At 54.3% G+C, this 22,048-nt stretch carries 22 protein-coding genes, 1 tRNA gene and 1 pseudogene; 12 read left to right on the forward strand and 12 right to left on the reverse strand.

Going from position 1 to position 22,048, the window contains the following annotated elements; translation table 11 throughout:
* Positions 1-187 precede the first annotated feature (187 nt).
* The 5 genes from D9980_RS08760 to cmoB all read left to right on the forward strand — a co-directional run bounded on the left by D9980_RS08760 (position 188) and on the right by cmoB (position 4,126).
* Positions 188-760: a hydrolase gene (locus D9980_RS08760; protein WP_121607041.1), complete on the forward strand. Its 573-nt coding sequence runs from the start codon at positions 188-190 to the stop codon at positions 758-760.
* 246 nt (positions 761-1,006) lie between these two features.
* Positions 1,007-1,822 carry a DUF72 domain-containing protein gene (locus tag D9980_RS08765; protein ID WP_024486446.1) on the forward strand — a complete coding sequence of 272 codons (816 nt, stop codon included), beginning with the start codon at positions 1,007-1,009 and terminating at the stop codon, positions 1,820-1,822.
* 101 nt (positions 1,823-1,923) lie between these two features.
* Positions 1,924-2,319, forward strand: coding sequence for an MAPEG family protein (locus D9980_RS08770; RefSeq protein ID WP_024486445.1), 396 nt, complete (start codon positions 1,924-1,926; stop codon positions 2,317-2,319).
* 95 nt (positions 2,320-2,414) lie between these two features.
* Positions 2,415-3,158 (forward strand): carboxy-S-adenosyl-L-methionine synthase CmoA, encoded by a 744-nt coding sequence (cmoA, locus tag D9980_RS08775; RefSeq protein ID WP_021806664.1) that lies wholly within the window; start codon positions 2,415-2,417, stop codon positions 3,156-3,158.
* Entirely contained in the window at positions 3,155-4,126 is a 972-nt protein-coding gene (gene cmoB / locus D9980_RS08780) for a tRNA 5-methoxyuridine(34)/uridine 5-oxyacetic acid(34) synthase CmoB (protein WP_024486443.1), read from the forward strand. The genes cmoA and cmoB overlap by 4 nt, the downstream gene beginning before the upstream one ends.
* 58 nt (positions 4,127-4,184) lie before the next feature.
* On the opposite strand, the gene D9980_RS08785 is transcribed toward cmoB, so the two are convergent.
* Entirely contained in the window at positions 4,185-4,688 is a 504-nt protein-coding gene (locus tag D9980_RS08785; protein WP_121607042.1) for a hypothetical protein, read from the reverse strand.
* A gap of 359 nt (positions 4,689-5,047) precedes the next feature.
* Between D9980_RS08785 and D9980_RS27165 the strand changes: the two genes are divergently transcribed.
* Complete coding sequence (locus D9980_RS27165) at positions 5,048-5,182, forward strand: hypothetical protein (RefSeq protein WP_255417743.1); 135 nt, start codon at positions 5,048-5,050, stop codon at positions 5,180-5,182.
* 230 nt (positions 5,183-5,412) lie between these two features.
* Here the strand turns inward: D9980_RS27165 and cutC are convergent, their stop codons facing one another.
* Together cutC and D9980_RS08795 are read right to left on the reverse strand one after the other, a co-directional pair.
* Complete coding sequence (cutC, locus tag D9980_RS08790; protein WP_121607043.1) at positions 5,413-6,159, reverse strand: copper homeostasis protein CutC; 747 nt, start codon at positions 6,157-6,159, stop codon at positions 5,413-5,415.
* A 234-nt stretch (positions 6,160-6,393) separates the two neighbouring features.
* Positions 6,394-6,963, reverse strand: coding sequence for a VOC family protein (locus tag D9980_RS08795; protein WP_121607044.1), 570 nt, complete (start codon positions 6,961-6,963; stop codon positions 6,394-6,396).
* Between the two features lie 859 nt (positions 6,964-7,822).
* On the opposite strand from D9980_RS08795, the gene argS reads away from it, so the two are divergent.
* On the forward strand, positions 7,823-9,553 hold the full coding sequence (gene argS, locus D9980_RS08800) for an arginine--tRNA ligase (RefSeq protein WP_121607045.1): 1,731 nt from the start codon (positions 7,823-7,825) through the stop codon (positions 9,551-9,553).
* 71 nt (positions 9,554-9,624) lie between these two features.
* Here the strand turns inward: argS and murJ are convergent, their stop codons facing one another.
* The 4 genes from murJ to rimJ form a co-directional block, all read right to left on the reverse strand.
* Positions 9,625-11,160, reverse strand: coding sequence for a murein biosynthesis integral membrane protein MurJ (gene murJ / locus D9980_RS08805; protein WP_024530484.1), 1,536 nt, complete (start codon positions 11,158-11,160; stop codon positions 9,625-9,627).
* A 119-nt stretch (positions 11,161-11,279) separates the two neighbouring features.
* Positions 11,280-12,197: a Gfo/Idh/MocA family protein gene (locus tag D9980_RS08810; protein WP_121607046.1), complete on the reverse strand. Its 918-nt coding sequence runs from the start codon at positions 12,195-12,197 to the stop codon at positions 11,280-11,282.
* Positions 12,190-12,834 carry a YceH family protein gene (locus D9980_RS08815; RefSeq protein WP_121607047.1) on the reverse strand — a complete coding sequence of 215 codons (645 nt, stop codon included), beginning with the start codon at positions 12,832-12,834 and terminating at the stop codon, positions 12,190-12,192. The genes D9980_RS08810 and D9980_RS08815 overlap by 8 nt, the downstream gene beginning before the upstream one ends.
* A gap of 10 nt (positions 12,835-12,844) precedes the next feature.
* Positions 12,845-13,429, reverse strand: a complete 585-nt coding sequence (gene rimJ, locus D9980_RS08820) for a ribosomal protein S5-alanine N-acetyltransferase (protein ID WP_024486700.1) — start codon at positions 13,427-13,429, stop codon at positions 12,845-12,847.
* A 335-nt stretch (positions 13,430-13,764) separates the two neighbouring features.
* Here rimJ and mdtH point away from each other — a divergent pair, with 335 nt between their 5' ends.
* From mdtH to D9980_RS08840, 4 genes are all read left to right on the forward strand, one after another.
* On the forward strand, positions 13,765-14,970 hold the full coding sequence (mdtH, locus tag D9980_RS08825) for a multidrug efflux MFS transporter MdtH (protein WP_024486699.1): 1,206 nt from the start codon (positions 13,765-13,767) through the stop codon (positions 14,968-14,970).
* A gap of 169 nt (positions 14,971-15,139) precedes the next feature.
* Positions 15,140-15,787: a glutaredoxin 2 gene (grxB, locus tag D9980_RS08830; RefSeq protein WP_024486698.1), complete on the forward strand. Its 648-nt coding sequence runs from the start codon at positions 15,140-15,142 to the stop codon at positions 15,785-15,787.
* 31 nt (positions 15,788-15,818) lie between these two features.
* Positions 15,819-17,459 (forward strand): AarF/ABC1/UbiB kinase family protein, encoded by a 1,641-nt coding sequence (locus tag D9980_RS08835; protein WP_121607048.1) that lies wholly within the window; start codon positions 15,819-15,821, stop codon positions 17,457-17,459.
* A 144-nt stretch (positions 17,460-17,603) separates the two neighbouring features.
* Positions 17,604-18,167 (forward strand): lipoprotein, encoded by a 564-nt coding sequence (locus tag D9980_RS08840; protein ID WP_121607049.1) that lies wholly within the window; start codon positions 17,604-17,606, stop codon positions 18,165-18,167.
* A gap of 37 nt (positions 18,168-18,204) precedes the next feature.
* On the opposite strand, the gene D9980_RS08845 is transcribed toward D9980_RS08840, so the two are convergent.
* The 3 genes from D9980_RS08845 to ghrA all read right to left on the reverse strand — a co-directional run bounded on the left by D9980_RS08845 (position 18,205) and on the right by ghrA (position 20,606).
* A complete protein-coding gene (locus D9980_RS08845) occupies positions 18,205-18,783 on the reverse strand; it encodes a molecular chaperone (protein ID WP_121607050.1) in 579 nt (192 codons plus the stop codon).
* 38 nt (positions 18,784-18,821) lie between these two features.
* Positions 18,822-19,559, reverse strand: coding sequence for a phosphatase (locus D9980_RS08850; protein ID WP_121607051.1), 738 nt, complete (start codon positions 19,557-19,559; stop codon positions 18,822-18,824).
* Between the two features lie 105 nt (positions 19,560-19,664).
* Positions 19,665-20,606, reverse strand: a complete 942-nt coding sequence (gene ghrA / locus D9980_RS08855) for a glyoxylate/hydroxypyruvate reductase GhrA (RefSeq protein WP_121607052.1) — start codon at positions 20,604-20,606, stop codon at positions 19,665-19,667.
* Between the two features lie 225 nt (positions 20,607-20,831).
* Here ghrA and D9980_RS08860 point away from each other — a divergent pair.
* A tRNA-Ser gene (locus D9980_RS08860) sits at positions 20,832-20,921 on the forward strand.
* Positions 20,922-21,116: 195 nt separating this feature from the next.
* Here the strand turns inward: D9980_RS08860 and D9980_RS08865 are convergent.
* Positions 21,117-21,350 (reverse strand): annotated as a pseudogene (locus tag D9980_RS08865) (LysR substrate-binding domain-containing protein); the annotation flags it as partial.
* Entirely contained in the window at positions 21,302-21,958 is a 657-nt protein-coding gene (locus D9980_RS08870) for a dTMP kinase (protein ID WP_121607054.1), read from the reverse strand. The gene D9980_RS08870 and the pseudogene D9980_RS08865, both read right to left, overlap by 49 nt.
* Positions 21,959-22,048 lie beyond the last annotated feature (90 nt).

A 22,048-nucleotide genomic window follows, 5' to 3' on the forward strand; every position in this document is an offset into this window, starting at 1 on the left:
ATGCGCCAGATAAGAGCGAACACGGCATTGTTGCAATGCTAAATGGTGCCAAGCGCCAAGAAACAACACATCGGTTAACAAATTTCCCATTAACTAGCAGCAGTTTTATCACGTAGCCTGTATACACGTCGTCTTTCAAAAGCCAGTAGCACAACCTTAAATCCACTTTAACCCAGAGACGCTCCCAATGCTGAAACTTGATGCCCAAACCACCGCCCTGGTCCTGATCGATCTGCAACACGGCATTCTACCTTACGCCGCTGGTCCGCACAGTGCCAGCCAAGTCGTCACCCATGCGGCCCATCTGGCAGGGCGTTTCCGCGCGCTGAATACCCCCGTGTTTCTGGTTCGCGTCGGTTGGTCTGATTCCTTTGCCGAAGCGCTCAAGCAGCCGGTAGATAAACCTTCACCGTCTCCGGTCGGCGGGCTGCCAGAGTCCTGGTGGGAATTCCCCGAAGAACTGGCGGTACAAGACAGCGATGTGTTGATCACCAAACGTCAATGGGGCGCATTCTATGGCACCGATCTGGACCTGCAACTGCGCCGTCGGGGTATCAAATCGGTGGTATTGGGCGGTATCGCCACCAATATAGGCGTGGAGTCTACCGCTCGTGCGGCCTGGGAACATGGCTACGAGTTGGTGATCGCCGAAGACATGTGCAGCACTTACAGCGCCGAGGCGCACCAATTCGCCTTCGACAATATCTTCCCGCGGATTGCCCGAGTGCGCAGCACCAGTGAGATCCTTGCTGCGCTGTAAAATCTCATCTAGCTGTTGATAAAGAGTAACAGGTGGAAGTCATGCAGAACGCCGACACGCCGTAAATCCGTCCATGGAGGCTCGTATCGCGCATCCCTACGCTCAACGGTCGGCTAACCTGCATTGACCTCCACCCGCCTCAAGCTCAGGTGTTGCGGCGGTAAACGCAGTTTTAGGCACTTGAAAGCAAGGCAGTATGACGCTACCGTTGTTGCCAAAATGTAAAACAGGGAAGATGAGCGTTTGATGTATATCGGACTACCGCAATGGCAACATCCGGCCTGGAACCGCATCGGCCTGCGCGATCTGGCGGACTACAGCCGCTATTTCAACTGTGTGGAAGGTAACACCACCTTCTACGCTTTGCCGAAGGCGGAAATTGTGCATCGCTGGCGCGACATGACCGGAGATGATTTCCGTTTTTGCTTTAAATTCCCCTCAGCAATCAGCCATAAAGCAGCACTGCGCGGCTGTGAAGTCGATATCAAGGCGTTTTATGACTGCCTGCGCCCCCTTGAAGGGCGTATCGGGCAGCTGTGGTTGCAGTTGCCCGCCGCCTTTGCACCCGAGCATCTGGGCATTCTGTGGGCATTTCTTGATGCGTTACCACCGGAGTTCACCTACGGAGTCGAGGTCCGTCATCTGGAATTTTTCGCCAAGGGTGAGGCAGAACGCCAACTGAATCAGGGTTTGCACCAACGCGGCATTAACCGGACCATCCTCGATAGCCGCCCGCTGCACCATGCCAAACCGCACAGCCCAGCGATCCGCGATGCACAACAGAAAAAGCCCAAACTGCCGGTGCATGCAGTGGTAACGGCTAACAACCCGCTGATCCGCTTTATCGGCGGTGACGTGCTGGCGGACAATCAGCGCTGGTTTGAGTCATGGCAACAGAGGTTGCCTGACTGGTCGCAGCAACATCAGCCTTATCTGTTTATTCACACGCCAGATAACAGCGATTCACCGCAGCAGGCACAGAAAATCTGGCAAGGGCTACACGGCATAATTCCGAATTTAGCGATGCCTCCAGACTGGCCAGAGCAAGAAACCTTGTTTTAACCTATTAATCTGATGGGTCCTATCGGATATTTCCTCGCGACAGTCGCGATGATGGCAGTTATGATGCTCGTTGCCAGATTTGGTTACGAATGGAGTTAAAAATGGTAAGCGCGCTCTATGTGGTGCTTGGCGCATTGTTGTTGATCAAACTCTCTTATGACGTGGTCAGGTTGAGGATGCAGTACCGGGTCGCCTACGGTGACGGCGGGTTCTACGAGCTGCAAACCGCGATCCGCGTACATGGTAACGCCGTGGAATACATCCCGATCGCCGCCATCCTGTTGGTGATCATGGAGATGAACGGTGCCGAAGTCTGGATGGTGCATCTGTGTGGTTTGCTGCTGATGGCAGGCCGGCTGGTTCACTACTACGGTTTACGTAACCGTGAAGTCCGCTGGCGCCGTTCGGGTATGGCGGCTACCTATCTTTCTTTGATACTGATGGTGATAGCTAATATCGTTTATCTGCCGTGGGACATTATCTTCAGTTTGCACTGATATCCCCTCTGTTCAGGCGGCCACGCCGCCTGCTTCTGCCTGCGTCGCTTTTCTGTTAGAATACGCCCCTTCGAATTCTGACCTGATTTGCCGCTATGCCAAACCGCGATACTCTTTTTTCCGCCCCGATCGCCAAACTGGGCGACTGGACCTTCGACGAGCGCGTTGCTGAAGTCTTCCCAGACATGATCCAGCGTTCCGTTCCGGGCTACTCCAATATCATTTCGATGATTGGCATGCTGGCCGAACGTTTTGTCCAGCCACACAGCCGGGTGTATGACCTGGGGTGTTCGCTCGGCGCGGCCACGCTATCGATGCGCAGGAACATCAGCGTCGAAGGTTGTCAGATTATTGCGGTCGATAATTCCCCCGCGATGGTAGAGCGCTGCCGCCGCCATCTTGATGCGTTCCGTGCCGATACGCCGGTCGATGTCATTGAGGCGGACATTTTAGACATTACCATCGAAAACGCCTCGATGGTGGTGCTGAACTTCACCCTACAGTTTCTTGAACCGGCCGATCGGCTGCGCCTGCTCGAACAGGTTTATCGCGGGCTACGTCCGGGCGGCGCCTTGGTGCTGTCAGAGAAATTCAGCTTTGAGGATGCGGACGTCGGTGAACTGTTGTTCAACATGCACCACGACTTCAAACGCGCCAACGGCTACAGCGAATTGGAAATCAGCCAAAAGCGCAGCATGTTGGAAAACGTGATGCTGACCGATTCGGTCGAGGCGCATAAAGCGCGCCTCAGGCAAGCCGGTTTTGAACATGCAGAAGTCTGGTTCCAATGTTTCAACTTCGGCTCGTTGATCGCCCTGAAATCAGGAGAAACCGCATGATCGAGTTTGGAGACTTCTACCAGCGCATTGCCAAAAGCCCGCTGAGCCACTGGCTGGATACGCTGCCGGCGCAAATCACCGCCTGGCAGCGCGAATCGCTGCATGGCAAATTCAAGCAGTGGTTCAATTCGGTAGAGCACCTACCTTCCCTGACGCCGACCCAGTTGGATTTATTGCATGGCGTACGTGCCGAGATGGAACAACCGCTGTCACCTGGCCAGCTCGAAGGCATTGAGAAAATGCTGCGTACGCTGATGCCGTGGCGCAAAGGTCCCTTCTCGCTTTACGGCATTGATATCGATACCGAATGGCATTCCGACTGGAAGTGGGATCGAGTGCTGCCGCATATTTCCCCACTGGCCGGCCGTACCATTCTGGATGTGGGTTGCGGCAGCGGTTACCATCTGTGGCGCATGGTCGGTGCCGGAGCGCATCTGGCGGTCGGTATCGATCCGATGCAGCTGTTCCTGTGCCAGTTTGAAGCGGTGCGTAAATTGCTGGGTGGCGATCAACGCGCCCATGTGTTGCCGCTGGGTATCGAACAACTGCCCGAACTGGCCGCTTTCGACACCGTTTTCTCGATGGGCGTGCTTTATCACCGCCGCTCCCCGCTGGACCACCTGTATCAGTTGAAAAACCAGCTGGTTTCCGAGGGTGAGCTAGTGTTGGAAACGCTTGTAGTGCCAGGCGATCGTCATCAGGTATTGGTGCCGGGCGACCGCTACGCGCAGATGCGTAACGTCTACTTTATTCCGTCTGCCGAAGCGCTGAAGTGCTGGCTGGAGAAATGCGGATTTGTGGACGTTAGAATTGCCGATATCTGCCCGACCAGCACTGAAGAGCAGCGCCGGACTGACTGGATGACCAGCGAGTCACTGGCTGAGTTTCTCGATCCTCAGGATCCAACCAAAACGATTGAAGGCTACCCGGCACCAATCCGCGCCGTGCTGATCGCCAAAAAACCGTAAGCCTTAACCGACTTATTATGTAAGGGCGTAGCAATTCTACGCCCTTTTAGTTGCCTTGTTATTTTCTCAAAGCCTCTAGCAGATCCTTTTCAAACACCCCGCTGGATGAACACTCGAAAGGCTTGACCTTATCGTTGCCATCGCCCGCGACTAGCCCCGCAACGCCATTGACTTGCACCATCACGTTAGTCCCTTCTCCGGCGCTAAAAATCTGCACCAGGATCCGGTAGGTAACATTCAGATTAGACGGCCCAGGCTGGTCTGAACAAGTCAGATACAGACTGGCCAGTTCAGTATCATTGCCCGTCGTGCCAACAATCCCAAGATGTGGGTCGACAACCGTGGCCTTTAACCCTTTCTGCGCAAAAATTGCCTCGGCACGGGTTAACAGCTCATCCGGCTTACGGTTGCCTATCAAGGTGGGCTTCTCAGCAGCCGTCGGTTCACCAGTGGCAGTTTCAGCCGCACTGTCGGGCTGGTTACCGGTTTTGGTTGGCCCATACACCGAGACGCAACCACTCAATGCCAATGCCAATGCCAGCAAAATAATAAAATGTCTCATCGCTCACCTGTAATACAGCGTGGCACAGGCCGTTAACGACATAACAAGGCCGACAATCAGTAAATAACGCATCGCCCCTCCTCCATTAACGATAATAGGCCGCAACACAGCCCGATAATGAACAACAAACCAACATTAACCACACAACATAAACTCTCATCTATCCTCCTGACCAAAAGCGGTTGAACTTGTTTAGTAACAGCACCATCAAACGGTATCTTCTCCACATCAAGATGTCGCTTCCTGTCAGGTGTGTCAGCGCTGGCAATACAATCGTGAGGAAACCAATCGGGGCTCAGCGCTGAGGATTGAACACTTTCTCTGGCGTGGTCGATTGGATAAATTAATAAGGGTGGTTAATGCGATGTGTTGACAGGCTGTTGATGGCCTTGCTTACCATCATGACCGGCATAGGGATTGCCGTCATATTCAATATCGGCGGCACCGTGCAAATGCTCTCGGCCATTTTTCACTGGGTGGAGGGTCTGCGATAAGCCACGGCTGCCGGTTACATTTTATCAATATTTAAATTTAAGGCAGTGGCTCATCGTTAACTAGAGTTAAAGTGTTGGTATCGCGCCAACACCAGAGAAGTATGAACCTGTTTGCCCTGAGCACCTCTACCCTGTTCAGGGCTTTTTTTGCGCATAGATGCAAAAAGCCCCGAAGATTCGGGGCTTCAGACTGGTCTCGCAACCGGGCGCAGCATGCGGCCCCTACGAACTCACTCGGCAGGAGTCAGCATGGCCAACGCGTTCTTCATCGCCTCGACCGTTTCACCATCCACGCAGTAGTGGCTGAATTCGTCAAACTCATTATCGGCACACATGGTGACACCCGCCTTACGGTAACGCATGGTGGAAGGCACCGTATGCCCGGCCGAGCTATGCAATTCCTGAATACCGATATCCACAAACTTATGCATATTACTCAAACGGACACCTGCACCGGCCATAATCACCGGCCCCTTGCTGGCATGCACCAAGTCGCGCAACAGCGGTAAGCCCAACTCGGCATTTTGCTGCTGCCCAGAGGTCAGAATGCGCGCCACGCCGAGTTGTGTCAGTTGTTCCAGCGCCACCATCGGGTTTTGACACATATCGAACGCACGATGGAAGGTCACCGCCATATTACCGCTTAATTTCATCACCTCGCGCATCCGCGCAAGATCGATATGCCCTTCGTCGTCCAGCATGCCGATGACTACACCGGCAAAACCCATCTCGCGGATTTGCGCCACGTCGTTCTTCATAATCTCAAAATCGACGGAGCTGTAACAGAAATCACCCCCGCGTGGTCGTACGATTGGATGAACGGGTATAGTTACCAGCTCCCGAGCCAGCCGCAACGATCCAAAGCTCGGCGTCAACCCGCCCTCACTCTGGCTGGCACACAATTCTATGCGGTCAGCGCCCGCATGCTCTGCTGTTATGGCACAGTCGACGCTATAGCAACAAACTTCCAGCTTCATTAGTGTTACCCCCAGATAACGGTCAAAAATGCTACAGCAAACGTTAACCCGTCGCCCTTAGGCCACAGGATGACAATCTGATAAAAGTCTTAATGGCACGAGGTGCTAACTATGGCACTCAATTTTGATTAATGGATCGATCGCAGTCACAGTGGCGGCGTTAAGTCGGATAAATAACGCGAACGCATCATTTTTCCCCTAGCTCCCCATTCGAAACAGGCAACGAAAGACACGCTACTGTTTCACCCGTTCACTGGCCACGATGTCACGAATATGATGCGGATGGAATTTGATGGTGACATTGCCATCGGTGATCGCCAAGGTCGGATTGGCCAGGCGTTCGCCCTCACCTTTAGGTGAGCTCTGCTTAAGTTTGATGCCCGGCAGCAGCAAGGCTTCGTCAGCCAGATGTTCCAGGGCGCGGGCATATAGGGTAGCAGGATCACCGCTTAGCATCAGCTCTACATGTTCCCATCCTTCATGCGGATAGCGCTTCTCGCCGGGGTACGGCAGTTCAATACAATCAATCTGCCAAGGACCAACCTGTAGTGGCTCATGGAGATCAAACAGGCAAATCGGCCTGCCGTTAATCATCGTCTCCGAAAGCAGCGATCCGCATTGCAGCAACCCCTGCCGCCAACGATCGGCGGTGCTGTTCTGATGGCAACGCAGCGAGATATGGTCTGCGCTGAATTTTACCAGCTCAAGATGGAGCCGTTGTGCAAACTGCTCCAGCGCCAGTTCAAAGCGAGGCAAATCGAGCGTCAGGTCGTTAAGTTCAGCGATCGATGACAAGGTAGTCATAAGTTTCTCAGGCTCTCCAGGATCTTTGGCAGGCCAATAATCTACACGTCGAATCGGCTTGAGGCTATGGATCAGAGAATAAAAACCTAACGGATGAACATAATGTTGTCTATTTTGCGCCCAAGCCTATTTTGGACCGAATTATCCTTCATGAAAGATGAAGCAATCAAGAATCGTCTCATATCATAATTAATTAAACCATTATTAATAATCTTAAGAACGCCTAATGTTTAATCGTTCTTTACCCCCTCAAGGACAACATATATAAATCACTTGAAATGGAATCTAAACACAACCCCACAACAAATGTAATGCCATGTTTTTACTAGTAAAAAACAGAAATCATGCGAACAGTCCTAAACAGTGCCATTACAATTGATTCAATGACGTTAATAAGTTAGGTTAGGAGAGCATTTGATTTTGGATAAATAAACATGATCCTGTTAGGTATATCCCTTGTTTTAATAGCCATCGCTGGCTACGCGATTTATCGCCACTTCAAAACTCGTCAGAATAGTGTGTTACGCTCTGGCCGAGGCAATAAAAAGCGCTAAAGCGTCCATTAATCCGCACCCATCAAACCTATGACAGCGGACGGTTTGATTCACCGACTTACCTTTTTGGCCTTCACTTTTCCCCATCTTTCACCATGCCAGCCCGCGTCAACTACTGACGCGGTGCCGTCAATCGGTTACAATTGCAGGCTGTTTTGTGGTTGAGCGTCGCCTGCGATGTGCGGCGTCGTCCCTGCTGGACTGCAAGTTGTGCGCCAAGGCGTTTTGCAGGCCAACAGAGTAAAACCACCTTTTGATCCGGAGGGCGTACTGCACGGCCCTCGTTTGTCATTTAAGGTAACCCGGTGAATATTCAGGCTCTTCTATCAGATAAGGTCAGCCAGGCGCTGATTGCCGCAGGTGCGCCTGCCGATTGCGAAGCTCAGGTTCGTCAGTCCGCGAAAGCACAGTTTGGTGACTATCAGGCCAACGGCGTGATGTCCGTTGCCAAAAATCTTGGTATGCCGCCACGACAACTGGCAGAGAAAGTCGTGCAACTGCTGGACCTGGGTGACATCAGCAGCAAAGTGGAAATTGCCGGTCCGGGCTTTATCAATATCTTCCTGAACAGCGAATGGGTTGCCCGCCAGGCCGATGCCACCCTGGGCGCCGCTAAGCTGGGCATTGCCCCCGTTAAGCCGCAAACCATCGTGATCGACTATTCTGCGCCCAACGTGGCGAAAGAAATGCACGTGGGTCACCTGCGCTCCACCATTATTGGCGATGCCGCTGCCCGTACTCAGGAATTCCTGGGCCATAAAGTCATACGCGCCAACCATGTGGGCGACTGGGGTACCCAGTTCGGCATGCTGATCGCCTACCTGGAAAAGATGCAAAACGAGCACGCCAGCGATATGGGGCTGTCGGATCTGGAGCAATTTTACCGCGAAGCCAAGAAAAACTACGACGAAGACGAAGATTTCGCTCTGCGCGCCCGTGGTTACGTGGTCAAACTGCAAGGCGGCGACGAATACTGTCTGAAGATGTGGCGCAAGCTGGTGGACATCACCATGGCGCAGAACCAACTGACCTATAACCGTCTGAATGTCACCCTGACCGAAGATGACGTCATGGGCGAAAGCCTGTACAACGCCATGCTGCCGGGCATCGTTGCCGATCTCAAGGCGAAAGGGCTGGCGGTAGAAAGCGAAGGCGCTACCGTGGTGTTCCTGGACGAGTACAAAAATAAAGACGGCGATCCGATGGGTGTCATCATCCAGAAGAAAGATGGCGGTTATCTGTATACCACTACCGATATTGCCTGCGCCAAATACCGTTTCGAGACCCTGGGTGCCGATCGTGTTCTGTATTACATCGACTCGCGCCAGCATCAGCACCTGATGCAAGCCTGGACTATCGTGCGCAAAGCAGGTTACGTGCCAGACTCCGTCTCGCTGGAACACCACATGTTCGGCATGATGCTGGGTAAAGACGGCAAGCCGTTCAAGACCCGTTCAGGCGGCACCATCAAACTCTCCGATCTGCTGGATGAAGCCGTTGAACGCGCCAGCAAACTGATTGCCGAGAAGAACCCGGACATGCCTGCCGACGAAATGCAGAACGTGGCGAACGTGGTCGGCATCGGTGCGGTGAAATATGCCGATCTGTCGAAAAGCCGTACCACGGACTACATCTTCGATTGGGATAACATGCTGACCTTCGAGGGCAACACCGCGCCGTATATGCAGTATGCCTATACCCGCGTCGCCTCAGTGTTCAAGCGTGCTGGCGTGGATGAAAGCAACCTGACGCTGCCGTTGGTGATGACCGAAGAGCGTGAAATCACGCTGGCAACTCGCCTGCTACAGTTCGAAGAAACCCTCACCGTGGTCGCCCGTGAAGGTACGCCGCACGTGATGTGTACCTACCTGTACGACCTGGCGGGGCTGTTCTCTGGCTTCTACGAGCATTGCCAGATCCTCAACGCCGAAAGCGAAGAAGCTCGTCAGAGCCGCCTGAAGTTGGCTCTGCTGACCGCCAAAACGTTGAAAACCGGTCTGGATACGCTCGGGATCGAAACTGTCGAACGCATGTAATCCCATTCGATAGCCGTAAAAAAGGTCGCGTTAGCGACCTTTTTGTTATCTGGTGATTAGCAATAGGGGTATCAATCTACCCGCCGAGCAAAGTCTCTAGGTCGGAAACCAAGGATCCCCAACACCGCGAAGTAGGCAACAATCCCCGCAGCCACCACGACCGATAGACGCAGTAAGCGAGCCAGCATATTGCCCTGATCCCATTCCGGCATCAGCCACATCACGCCAAGCAGTACCGCTGCCATCACCAGCACGGCGACTACCAGCTTGAACAGGAACATCGCCCAGCCGGGTTGCGGTTGGAAAATATCCTGCTTGCGCAGTTGCCAATACAGCAGCGAAGCATTCAGACAGGCCCCCAAACCAATCGACAGCGAAAGCCCGGCATGCTTCAGTGGACCAATAAATATCAGGTTCATCACCTGGGTCAGGATCAGCGTAATGATGGCAATCTTGACCGGCGTTTTGATGTCCTGGCGCGAGTAGAAACCCGGTGCCAGCACTTTCACTACGATCAGGCCCATCAAACCAACCGAATAGGCCACCAGCGCGCGCTGGGTCATCGCCGCATCAAAGGCGGAGAACTTACCGTACTGAAACAGCGAAACGGTTAGCGGCTTGGCCAGGATGCCTAGCGCAATGGCGCTCGGCAAAGCCAGCACAAAGCACAGACGCAGGCCCCAGTCCATCAGGCGGTTATATTGGTCATGGTTACCGCTGGAGAAGCTCTTCGCCAAGGACGGGAGCAGAATGGTTCCCAATGCCACGCCCAACACCCCAGACGGGAACTCCATCAGGCGGTCGGCGTAATACATCCACGAAACCGAGCCGGAGACCAGGAACGAGGCGAAGATGGTGTTGATGATCAGCGAGATCTGGCTGACCGAGACCCCCAGGATCGCCGGCCCCATCTGGCGCATCACACGCCATACGCCAGCGTCATTCAGCTTCAGGCGCGGCAATACCAGCATGCCGATTTTCTTGAGGTGCGGTAATTGATAACCCAGTTGCAGTACGCCCCCCACTACCACCGCCCAGGCCAAAGCCAGCACCGGCGGATTGAAGTACGGCGCGGCAAACAGCGCAAAGCCGATCATGCTGACGTTCAACAGCGTTGGCGCAAAGGCCGGGATGGAGAAACGGTTCCAGGTGTTGAGGATCGCCCCCACCAGCGAGGCCAGTGAAATCAGCAGAATATAAGGGAAAGTGATACGTAACAGCGACGAGGTCAGGGCAAACTTATCCGGCGTATCGGTAAACCCCGGAGCCGTAATAAAGATCACCCAGGGCGCAGCCAGCATGCCAAGCACGGTCACTACCGCCAGCACCAGCGTCAACAGGCCGGAAACGTAGGCAACAAAGGTGCGCGTCGCCTCTTCCCCCTGCTGGCTTTTGTATTCCGCCAGGATCGGCACAAATGCCTGGGAGAAAGCCCCTTCCGCAAAGATGCGGCGTAAAAGGTTTGGCAGCTTGAACGCCACAAAGAAAGCATCCGTAGCCATCCCTGCCCCAAAAACGCGTGCCACGATGGCATCACGCGCAAAGCCCAGCACCCGTGAAAACATGGTCATCGAGCTAACGGCTGCCAGTGATTTAAGTAGATTCATGTGGTTTTTCTGATGAGTACGACGGGTAAATATCAACGCCTGCATTGGCAGGCGTCAGTTGAGTGGCGTTAGTCTACGGCTCCACGCCGTTAATAGCTACCGCCATATGTTACATGGGGTTAACTGGCATCACGCAGCATTTTCTCGATCAATCGCTGGGCGTAAATGGCCTGTTCTCCGGCGGTTTCTGGCACGGTCTGGTTGATGATGGACTGAATAAAATGGTGTACCGCACCGGCAAAACCGCGTTGTTCCAGCGTGGTTTGCCAGCCTGGGGCTGGTTTCTCGAGCACGCCTTGCGGGTCTTCCCGCAGCCATTGGCGCATATCGTTCAGTTGATAGACCGCGCCGTTGGTGACTGCCTGCACACTCTCCCGTTGGCTGCCAGCACGCCGGTGCATGCTGGTCGTAACGATGGTGTCACCACAGGCAAAGTGGTGTTCCGCGTAAAGCATCTCGCCCGCTTCGTTTGCACGCAACTGGCCACTCTGCAAGCTGGCATTCCCGCCTCCCAACCACAGCGCGGTATCCACCACGTGCAGATAATCATCCAGCAAGGTAAAACGCAAATCCTTGGGTCCTACGCTATCGGCGCGGTGTTTATCCATACGGATCGAGGCCGGTAGCTGCATTTGCTGTTTCAACTGGCGATACAGTGGCGCAAAACGGCGGTTGAAGCCCACCATCAGTGCCACGCCCTGCTTTGCGGCCAGCTCGATCAACTGCTCACCCTGCTCTAACGTTTCCGCCAGCGGTTTATCCACATAGACGTGTACGCCCTGCGCCAGCAGTTCACCAACCACCTGAAAATGGCTAGCAGTGCTGCTGTGTACGAACACCGCATCACACTGCTGTGCCAGACTATCAAGGCGAGAGAAATAGGGCATACGATAGCTATCGCATACCGGCTGGGCTTTCTGCTGATTCGGTGAAAAGCCGCCGACAAGCTGCCAGTCCACCGCTTGAGAAAGAATTGGCAGGTAAGCCTTTTGCGCGATACCGCCTAAACCCACGACCCCGATACGAAGTTTACTCATGTGAACCCCGCGCCAGCAGTTGCTGCACCTGTTGTTTCAATTCAGCGACTTCAGCCTCCAGACGCACCACGCGTTCAGTCAATTCACCAGCATTAGCCTCCTCGGCTTCGGCCGGAGCCGCATCAATCTGGCCGCTGAACAGGTGCATAAAGCGGCTCTCACGCTTGCCTGGCTCACGCGGCAAACGCACCACGAACGGCCCATCTTCACGGGTCGTCAACTGTTGCAACACCTCTTCCACTTCGCTGACGTCGTTGAATTCGTGCATCCGGTTGGTGCGGGTACGCAGTTCGCCCGGCGTCTGCGCGCCACGTAACAGCAGGGTCGCAATTACCGCCACTTCGGCTGGCGACAGTTTCAGTTGGCCAAACTCGGAGTTGCAAAAACGCTGCTCATACTTCACTACTCGATTGCCAAAACCACTTAAGGTGCGCAAAAAGTGTCTTCTCAACAGCAAATCGAGCTGCTGCTGGACTTCGCTTTCCGTCAGGTCCATCACCGGCTCGCGGTTGGTTTTTTGATTACAGGCCAGCGTAATGGCATTCAGGGAAAGGGGATATTGGTCAGGGGTGGTCACCTGCTTTTCCATCATGCAGCCGATCACTCGGGCTTCTTTGGCATTTAATTCATATTTCATTGTTACGGCCTCAGCGTGGTGGTTGCCACTCTTTATTGGTCAATGCGGTCAGCACATGATCCTGCCACTGTCCGTCGATCAGCAGGTAATCCTTGGCATAGCCTTCGCGTTCAAAACCGAGCCGGGTCAGCAACGCTCCGCTGCGTTGGTTGTGCGGCATATAGTTGGCCATAATGCGATGCATCCGTTGTTGGCGCTGCATATAACGGATGGCCGTTTGCAACGCTTCGTACATCAACCCCTGTCCCTGCCACTTCTCACCCAGGGAATATCCCAGGAAGCAGGCATGGAACGAACCGCGCAGCACATTGCTGAAGTTGGCCACGCCGCACACATGAAGTTCTTCCGGATCGAGCAGGATAAAATAGTAGGCACTGCCCTGCTTTTGCATTTCCGTGATCATAGCCAGGCGGGCTTGCCAGCCAGAGGGGTAACAGTGGCTATCATCGCGCACCGGTTCCCAGGGCTTCAGGAACGCCCGGTTTTCGGCATAGTATTCGGCCAGGCGGTAGGCATCACGTTCGTGAACTAAACGGACAACCAGCCGGTCGGTGGTAAGGCGTATTTTCGGTGATGCAGAGCGATAGCCAAACATCATTTCCCCCGCGGTCAGAACGGTTCGATAAGAAGTATTGATTGGGTCAACGTCTACGGGCTCAGGCGTTATCTCGCATGACTCATGGCAGACTATCGGCGTAAAACCGCGTATTCCCCCGGTAATATAACCGTAGCCTGCCCGGCAGGTAAGCCCCTTAGCGCTCAGTAAATAGCCAGTTAGCTGTTTTTCCCATTTTTAAGTGTAGTTTTGCCACTCAGGTAACGTATTGACGATTAAAAAATATTATCTATCGCCCCCCTATCAGCCACCGCATATTGGGTAGAGAATAATCTAGGTAGTCTTCCTCTCCTTTTAACTGCTCGTGGTGAAGCATGTCTCTGGTATCGCAAGCTCGGAGCTTGGGTAAGTATTTTTTATTGTTCGATAACCTGTTGGTGGTTTTAGGCTTTTTCGTCGTCTTCCCACTTATTTCTATTCGCTTTGTCGATCAACTGGGCTGGGCGGCCGTGGTCGTGGGCCTGGCTCTGGGGTTACGCCAACTCATTCAGCAGGGATTGGGGATCTTTGGTGGAGCGATTGCCGACCGTTTTGGCGCCAAACCGATGATCGTCACCGGCATGCTGCTGCGTGCGGCGGGCTTTGCCACCATGGCGATGGCCGATCAACCCTGGATACTGTGGTTTTCCTGCGCGCTGTCCGCCATTGGCGGCACCCTGTTCGATCCGCCCCGTACCGCGCTGGTCATCAAACTGACCCGCCCGCATGAACGCAGCCGTTTCTATTCACTGCTGATGATGCAAGACAGCGCCGGTGCCGTGATCGGTGCGTTAATCGGCAGTTGGCTGCTGCAGTACGATTTCCATTTCGTCTGCTGGGTGGGCGCGGGTATTTTCGTGCTGGCCGCTGGTTGGAACGCCTGGCTATTACCCAACTACCGGATCTCTACCATACGAGCGCCGATGAAAGATGGCATGATGCGCGTGCTGCGCGATCGCCGCTTCCTGACCTATGTGTTGACGTTGACCGGCTATTACATGTTATCGGTGCAGGTAATGTTGATGCTGCCAATCGTGGTTAACGAGATCGCCGGTTCGCCGTCGGCGGTCAAATGGATGTACGCCATAGAAGCTGCACTATCGCTTTCATTGCTATACCCGCTGGCCCGTTGGAGCGAAAAACACTTCCGGTTGGAACAACGCCTGATGGCCGGCTTGCTGCTGATGACCCTCAGCCTGCTGCCCGTCGGTTTTGCCACCAGCCTGCAAGCGGTGTTTACTCTGATCTGCTGCTTCTACCTGGGATCGATCATCGCCGAACCGGCGCGTGAGACCCTGAGCGCCTCGCTGGCCGACTCACGGGCACGCGGCAGCTACATGGGCTTTAGCCGCCTGGGGTTGGCACTCGGCGGCGCATTGGGTTATACCGGCGGTGGCTGGATGTATGACACTGGCAATGCGATGGGCATGCCGGAGTTGCCCTGGTTCCTGCTGGGGCTGGTGGGCTTTATCACGCTGTTTGCCTTGTACTGGCAATTTAATCCGCGTACCGCAGCCCCCGCAATCGTCCGCGGTGGCTGATTTTTGCCCGGGCGCATCCCTTGCGCCCAGTCTCTGGCGACCAACTCTTCCAAAGTTGCTATCCTGATAGTACAAAAAACGGCGCAGAAAGGCTTATGATGGAGCATCATCCCACGACAACCTGCGCAGCGGCCCAGACTGGCTGCTAAACCCGACAACAGGAGCATGCATGAAACTGTTTATTTACGACCACTGCCCATTCTGCGTAAAGGCTCGCATGATATTCGGCCTCAAGGATTTGCCGGTGCGTTTGGTGACCCTGCTAAGCGATGACGAAATCACCCCCACCAGCATGATCGGCAAGAAGATGGCGCCAATCCTGCAAAAAGACGACGGTAGCTATCTGCCCGAAAGCATGGATATCGTGCATTACGTCGATAACCTGGACGGCAAACCGCTACTGACGGGAAAAACCAATCCGGCCATCGCCGCATGGTTGCAACACACTGCCACCTACGTCAACAAACTGCTGTTACCGCGCTTTGCCAATGCCGATTTCGAAGAGTTCGCCACTGACAACGCGCGCCGCTATTTCAGCGACAAAAAACAGGCCGCCAGCGGTGATTTTGCCGTATTACTGGCCGACAGCGCCGACCTCATCGCCCAATTGGAAGAGGATCTAGCTACGCTCTCCCCGCTGATCCAGTCATCGGAAGCGGTCAACGGCACGCTCAGTGAAGATGATATCCATCTGTTCCCGCTGTTACGCTCGCTGTCGATCGTGGCCGGTGTCGCCTTGCCGGACAACGTGGAGGCTTACCGCAACCACATGGCGCAGCGCGTTGATATTCCGTTGCTGTTCGATATGGAGCAATGATCCACATCGGCGATAAGGGAGTCACGCGCAGATGCTAAAAATGTTTTTTGTCACCGCTCGTGACCGCGCCAGGCTGCAAGAAATCTCTTCCGTACTAATCCGTTACGGTTTGCAGGATGTCATCAGGCTGCTAGGGTTAGGCAAGATGCTTGGCGGCCTGAGAAGCGGCGGCGTGGAGGTCGATAATCAGACATTGCCAGAACGTCTGCGCGCGGCCCTGGAAGCTTTAGGGCCAACCTTCGTTAAATTCGGCCAGATCCTGGCCACCCGCACCGACCTGCTGGAACAGCGCTGGACCGACGAGCTGGAGCGCCTGCATAGCCAGGCGACAACCCTACCCTGGGAAAAGCTGGCCGCGCAGATCACCGCCGATCTGGGCGGTGATCCTCAGCAGGTATTTGCCCAATTCGATCCCATCCCGTTAGCCGCCGCCTCCATGGCGCAAATCTACCGCGCCCGCCTGCACAGTGGCGAGTCGGTGGTGGTGAAAGTGTTGCGTCCAGGGTTAGCCAAAACCATTCATGCCGATCTGCGCCTGTTGGCCTATCTGGCAGAAACCGTGGAGCAACAAAGCCCGGCACTGGCGCGTTATCGCCCGCACCAGATGGTGCAAACGCTGGCCACCGCGCTCAATCACGAGCTGGATCTGACGCATGAAGGTAATAATTGCGATCGGGTTGCGGAACACTTTGCCAAACAGCCCGAAGTGGTGATCCCGAAAATTTATTGGCAGCACTCGTCAAAACGCCTGCTGGTACAACAATATCTGCCCGGCATCGCCCCCGAAAATCCGCAGCAATTAGCCGCCGCCGGGTTCGATGGCCCGTTGCTGGCACAGCGTGGCGCGCAAGCATTTATGACCATGGTGCTGGAACATCGGCTTTATCACGCCGATCCTCATCCCGGTAACGTAATGGCCCTGGGCGACAACCACGTAGGGTTTATCGATTTTGGCATGGTTGGCCAGTTGTCGGAACGGCGGCGTAACCAACTTCTGCTGTTGCTGCAGGCCATTGCGGAACGCCAGAGCGACGGCATCGTCAATACGCTGATCGCCTGGTCTGACAGCCAGGAACTGGATCTGACCGATCTGGAACAGGCTGCGCAAAACTTTCTCGATAAGCAAGCCTCAAGCACCCTGACTCTGGGCAAGGCACTTACCGACCTGTTGGTGATGGCCCGTGAGCATCAGCTACCGTTACCTCCCGATCTGGTGCTGTTATTCAAGGCGCTGATCACCGCGGATGGCGTTTTACATCGCCTGGATCCCGCCTTTGATATCGTAGCCACCCTTAAACCGATGTTGCGCCAGGTGATGCTCCAGCGCTATACACCCGAAGCGCTGCGCCGTCGTGCTCTATTGCTGGGTGGTGAGACGCTGGATGCCGGAGAGGAACTGCCACAGGCCATTCGTTTGCTGATGCGCCGTTTAAAGCAGGGCAAGATCGACGCCGAAATCAACGTCAAGAACCTCGGCCAGCTCAGCAAAGCTTTGGAACGTGCGGCGGTCACGCTGGCCATTGCGATCGTCACGGCGGCATTCGCACTGGGGCTGGCTCCTTATCTGATGCGTTCCACCAGCCAGCTGTGGGGCATTCCTCTGTTCCCCGCGCTTGGCGGGTTAACCTGTCTGGGAGGCGTGGTGCTGTTGGTATGGCGGCTGCGGCGATAGGTAATTTCAGCCTTATCCGACTAGGTAAAAAACCCTTTGCGCCGCGTCATCTGTTATCCTGCGAGCTGAAATTTTTCTTTGCTGGCAGTCACCTTTGGTTTGCAACAGTCAAAGTCTGCCGCATTTTCGTTTTACGAGGTTTGAATGAAGAAGATCCTGATGGGCATGGCTGCCCTGGTCGTTGCCGGTACGCTTGTCGGCTGTAACCAGCTTACCCAATACAGCGTCAGCGAGCAGGAAGTGAATAATTACCTGCAAAAACACAACGACTACCAAAAGCAGATCGGCGTGCCGGGGTTGGTTGATGCCAATATTGTGTTAACCCAGTTGCAGAGCCAGATTGGCCGTACAGAACCTAATAAGGTCACGCTTTCCGGCAATGCCAAGGTCAATATTACTTCGATCCTCGGGCCACAGGCCGCCGATTTGCAGTTAACGTTGAAGGCGCAACCGGTCTACGACCGCGAAAAAGGAGCGATCTTCCTCAAGGAAATGGAATTGGTCGATTATCAGGTGCAGCCGGAGAAGATGGATACGGTGATGAAGGCTCTGTCGCCTTACCTGAATCAGTCGTTGAAATCGTATTTCGATCAGAAACCGGTGTATGTTCTCAATGCGGATAAGAGCAAAACGGAAGCCATGGCACTCAAGCTGGCTAAAGGGTTGGAAGTGAAGCCCGGTCAGTTGGTGATCCCGTTCACCGATTAATTCTTTTGGGCGCAGTCTAGGCTGCGCCCTCTCACATTTACTCTTCTTCGTCCTGCCCTTCTTCACCTTGTTCATACTCTGCTAGCTCATCACACATGGCGGCAATGGCATGGCGAGCTATCTCTGCCAGAGTACGGTAAAAACCGCTGGTGGCGTGTGCCTCGACCTTACCCAGGAAGCGGCCACACCAAGGCAGCAAGAACTCGTTAAACAGCGTGATTTGCGCCTGGACTTCATCTTCCTGCGACTGATCTTCCAGCCAGGAGGCGGCCAACAACAGCGAACCGAAATGATCGGCTGGCGCTTCACCTAATGGCATCCCACGCTGCTGGAGAAATACCCGCACGTCCGCTTCGCTGGCCCCTTCAACGTAGGACGAACGCAGTGGTGAGACGCTGCACTCGCTGCCGACAAACAGAGCGTTAAAATCGGCGGCCAACTGCGGATCGGTACAATGCTGTTGCAAACGAGTCAGCAGTTCGTCCTGCTCGAGCGGCCAGTGCTGCTGCAGTTTGCCCTCTTTGATCAAGGTAAACAGTGGCTCCAACAACGGATCCTGCGGCTGGCGGTAAAACAGCGTGCCCAACACCCGGCAGACAACGGAAAACTCATTCATGATAACACCCTATAAAACTAAAATTTGCCGTGACGATGTCACAGATCGGCTAATTCCGCAATTGCCGGTCTGCCACGCTGCTCAAGAAAGTTCAGGATCCGGCGCGGTGACACGTTTAAAACGCGCTCCTGCGGGAAATCCACTTCCTCAAGGATACGCTCGCAGTGTTCAAAACCACCTAGAGCAAAAGCCACGTGCGAGTCAGAGCCTAATGCCAGCCAGCCGCCAGCGTCACGCACTGCGGCAGCTATCGCACGGCAATTTGATTCACTGCCCTTACGGGAATGAATAAACGAAGAGTTATTCAGCTCCAACGCTACCTGATATTTGGCTGCCGCTGCGGCTATCGCCGGGATATCGACCGGATATTTTGGGTTGCCCGGATGGCTGATGATATGGACATCGCCCTGCACCATGGCGGCAATCATCGCCTCGGTGTTGGCGGCCCGATCCTGCGGAGCAAATACCGGCTCATGGAACCCGGCAATAATCAGATCGATTTCGTTGAGCATGGGTCCGGTGCAGTCGATATCACCGGCCAGGTTTTTGATATTGGCCTCAATACCGCGCAGAATGCCAATGCCATCCACCAGACGTGGCCACACACGCATGTTCATAAAGTGCCAGTAGTGTGGCGCATCGGCCATATCCGGCCCATGGTCGGTGATGGCGAACAGTTTGATGCCTTTGTGTTTCGCTTCGGCGATATAGTCGTGCAGGGTGCTATAGGCATGGGTACTGGCTACGGTATGCATATGTAAATCAACGGGGTACATTCTTTCTCCTTCTTAGGCGCTCGCCAGGGTCAGCGGATGGCGGCCAATCCTTGTTCATGATAGCAGTTAACGCCGCTAGCGACATGTTAACGGATTGGGAAAGCATCAATAGCCACGCTGAATATCAACCAGTCCAGCAGGCTGTTCACCCGCCTCAAGCCGCAGGAGATTGGCACTAACCTGATCCATCGCCTGTTCCGGCAGAGTAACAGCAGCAATATGCGGGGTAATCGTGACACGGGGATGACGCCAGAAGGCATGAGCGGACGGCAAAGGTTCGTTGACAAAGACGTCAAGCATGGCGGCCGCCAGTTGCCCTTGTGCCAACATCGCCAGCAGATCGTCTTCCACCAGATGGGCACCGCGCGCAATGTTGATCAGGTAAGCACCTGGCACCAAACGGCTAAACAGCTGGCGATTAAGGATACCCGCAGTTTCAGGCGTATTGGGCAACAGGTTGATCAGCAACCGCGTGCCATCAAGAAACGCCGCTAACTGAGGTTGCCCGGCAAAACTCTGTACGTGCTCAATCTGCTTGGGGCTGCGGCTCCAGCAGCGGACGTTAAAACCGAACGCCACCAGCTTTTGCGCCACACTTTTCCCCAATACCCCGGCGCCCAGAATGCCGATGGTGAAATCACTCTGCTGATGAGGCTCAAGCGGCAACCAGTTCTGCTGCTGTTGCTGCAACTGATACTCATCAAAACGACGAAAATAGCGCAACACGCCAGCCAGCGCGTATTCATCCATCTGCTGCGCCATGCCGGTATCCTCCAGCCGGATTAGCGGTACTCCCGCCGGTAGGACACCGGGATGCTGACGTTCCTGCTCAAGAATGGCGTCTACTCCAGCTCCCAGAGCAAAGATCCCTTTCAGATCGCGGCGGTTGGCCAGCATCTCATAGGGTGGCCGCCATACCAGCGCGTAGTCCGCCGGACGATCGTCCCCAGGCTGCCATGCCCGGATATTCGCCTGTGGTAAACGCTTCGCCATTCCTGCCAGCCAATCTTGCGCATCAAAAAACGGGTGATAGAAAATAATATTCACTGCCGGTTCCCTTGTTGGGTGGATTTTTAGCTATCCTTTCGCGCTTTGCCACACTATGCAAGAATAAACTGGCAGGGAGAAGGCGGAATTATCGTGCGACAAATCAGCAGATTGCTGGAAGTTTGGCTAAACGCACACGGTTATGGCACAAGGCTATTGACGCTGGGATCAGATTCTCCTACATTAGCGCCCGTCGACAGCGTAAACCGTTGCCGATGACAAAACGGTGAGGTGTCTGAGTGGCTGAAGGAGCACGCCTGGAAAGTGTGTATACGCGTAAGTGTATCGAGGGTTCGAACCCCTCCCTCACCGCCATCTTAAATGAGAAAGCCTGAATTCACATTCAGGCTTTTTTATTGCATGTACCACCCTCTGGGAGGGGTGAGAATCCTCGACAGGGTTCGACAAAATGGCTCGCATCGCAGAGACATTTTGGACGGCCGACCGGCCGCCCGCAGGGTGAGCTTGCGAATCAAGCCCTCCCTCACCGCCATATTACAAGAGAAAGTCTGGACTAACATTAAGCTGTCCAAAGATATTCTTATCGGTTAACAGATCGGGATGGCACACTGGCACCAGTCTCTCCTCAAAGAGTACCTGCCTACGCATGCCTGCCCATGCTGGGTGCTCGAAATGAATCGCCGCGTCAAATCCGCTCCCGGAGAGAAGCAAGGGATCGGTTTTGGCCGCGATATTTAACGTGATGTCCGTGTATAAGGATTGGCAGCCGCTGAGGCGGGGGATCCGAGCATACTGTAAATCTCAGAAATGACCTGCATTGTTGCGTCTTCGATTCTCCCTTCATTACAGCATAAAACCCAGCCGTGATTTGCAATTTCTCGCTCGAATGCCTTGGTACAAGCGGCATGCTCCTCTACCTTAGAAATCACTGTACTGCCTAGCCCACGCGATCGGGCCGCGGCCCTTGCCCATGAAATATCAGGCGCAGTAATCACCCCGACATGCAGGTCTGGCGCTCGCACGTTTCGTTCAATATTAAGCTGTAAAATCTCTGCGAATGGAACCATTCGCCGAAACGCGGCATCCGAAGGGTACCAGCGATCCATCAAGATAATGCTGTCCGGTGGCTGCTTAGTCAGCACATGCTGGGAAATCCAAGCACGGCTATCAGCAAAGCGCTCACAAACCTCCAATTCCAAATCCAGGGTGGGATTTCTGGCGTGCTTGTTAACGAGGGCCATTGTTTCCGCCCTGTAGGGATCGCTTTTTTTCTCGCAGAGTCGGATCACCTTCTTGTTGTCAGCCCTTAATACTTTCGTAATGGCCTCTAACAGTGTGGTTTTACCGGCTCCCTTGGGCCCATCCAGAGAAACAAACAACTGACGACTCATTCTTTAAATGACGATGGGTATACGGTTTTTGTAAAGCCTACATCTTGCAAAAGCATCTTCCTTCTTTCGTATGAGCTGTATGTCGGCCTG

This window comes from Serratia sp. 3ACOL1, assembly GCF_003668775.1.
Taxonomy (GTDB): domain Bacteria; phylum Pseudomonadota; class Gammaproteobacteria; order Enterobacterales; family Enterobacteriaceae; genus Chania; species Chania fonticola.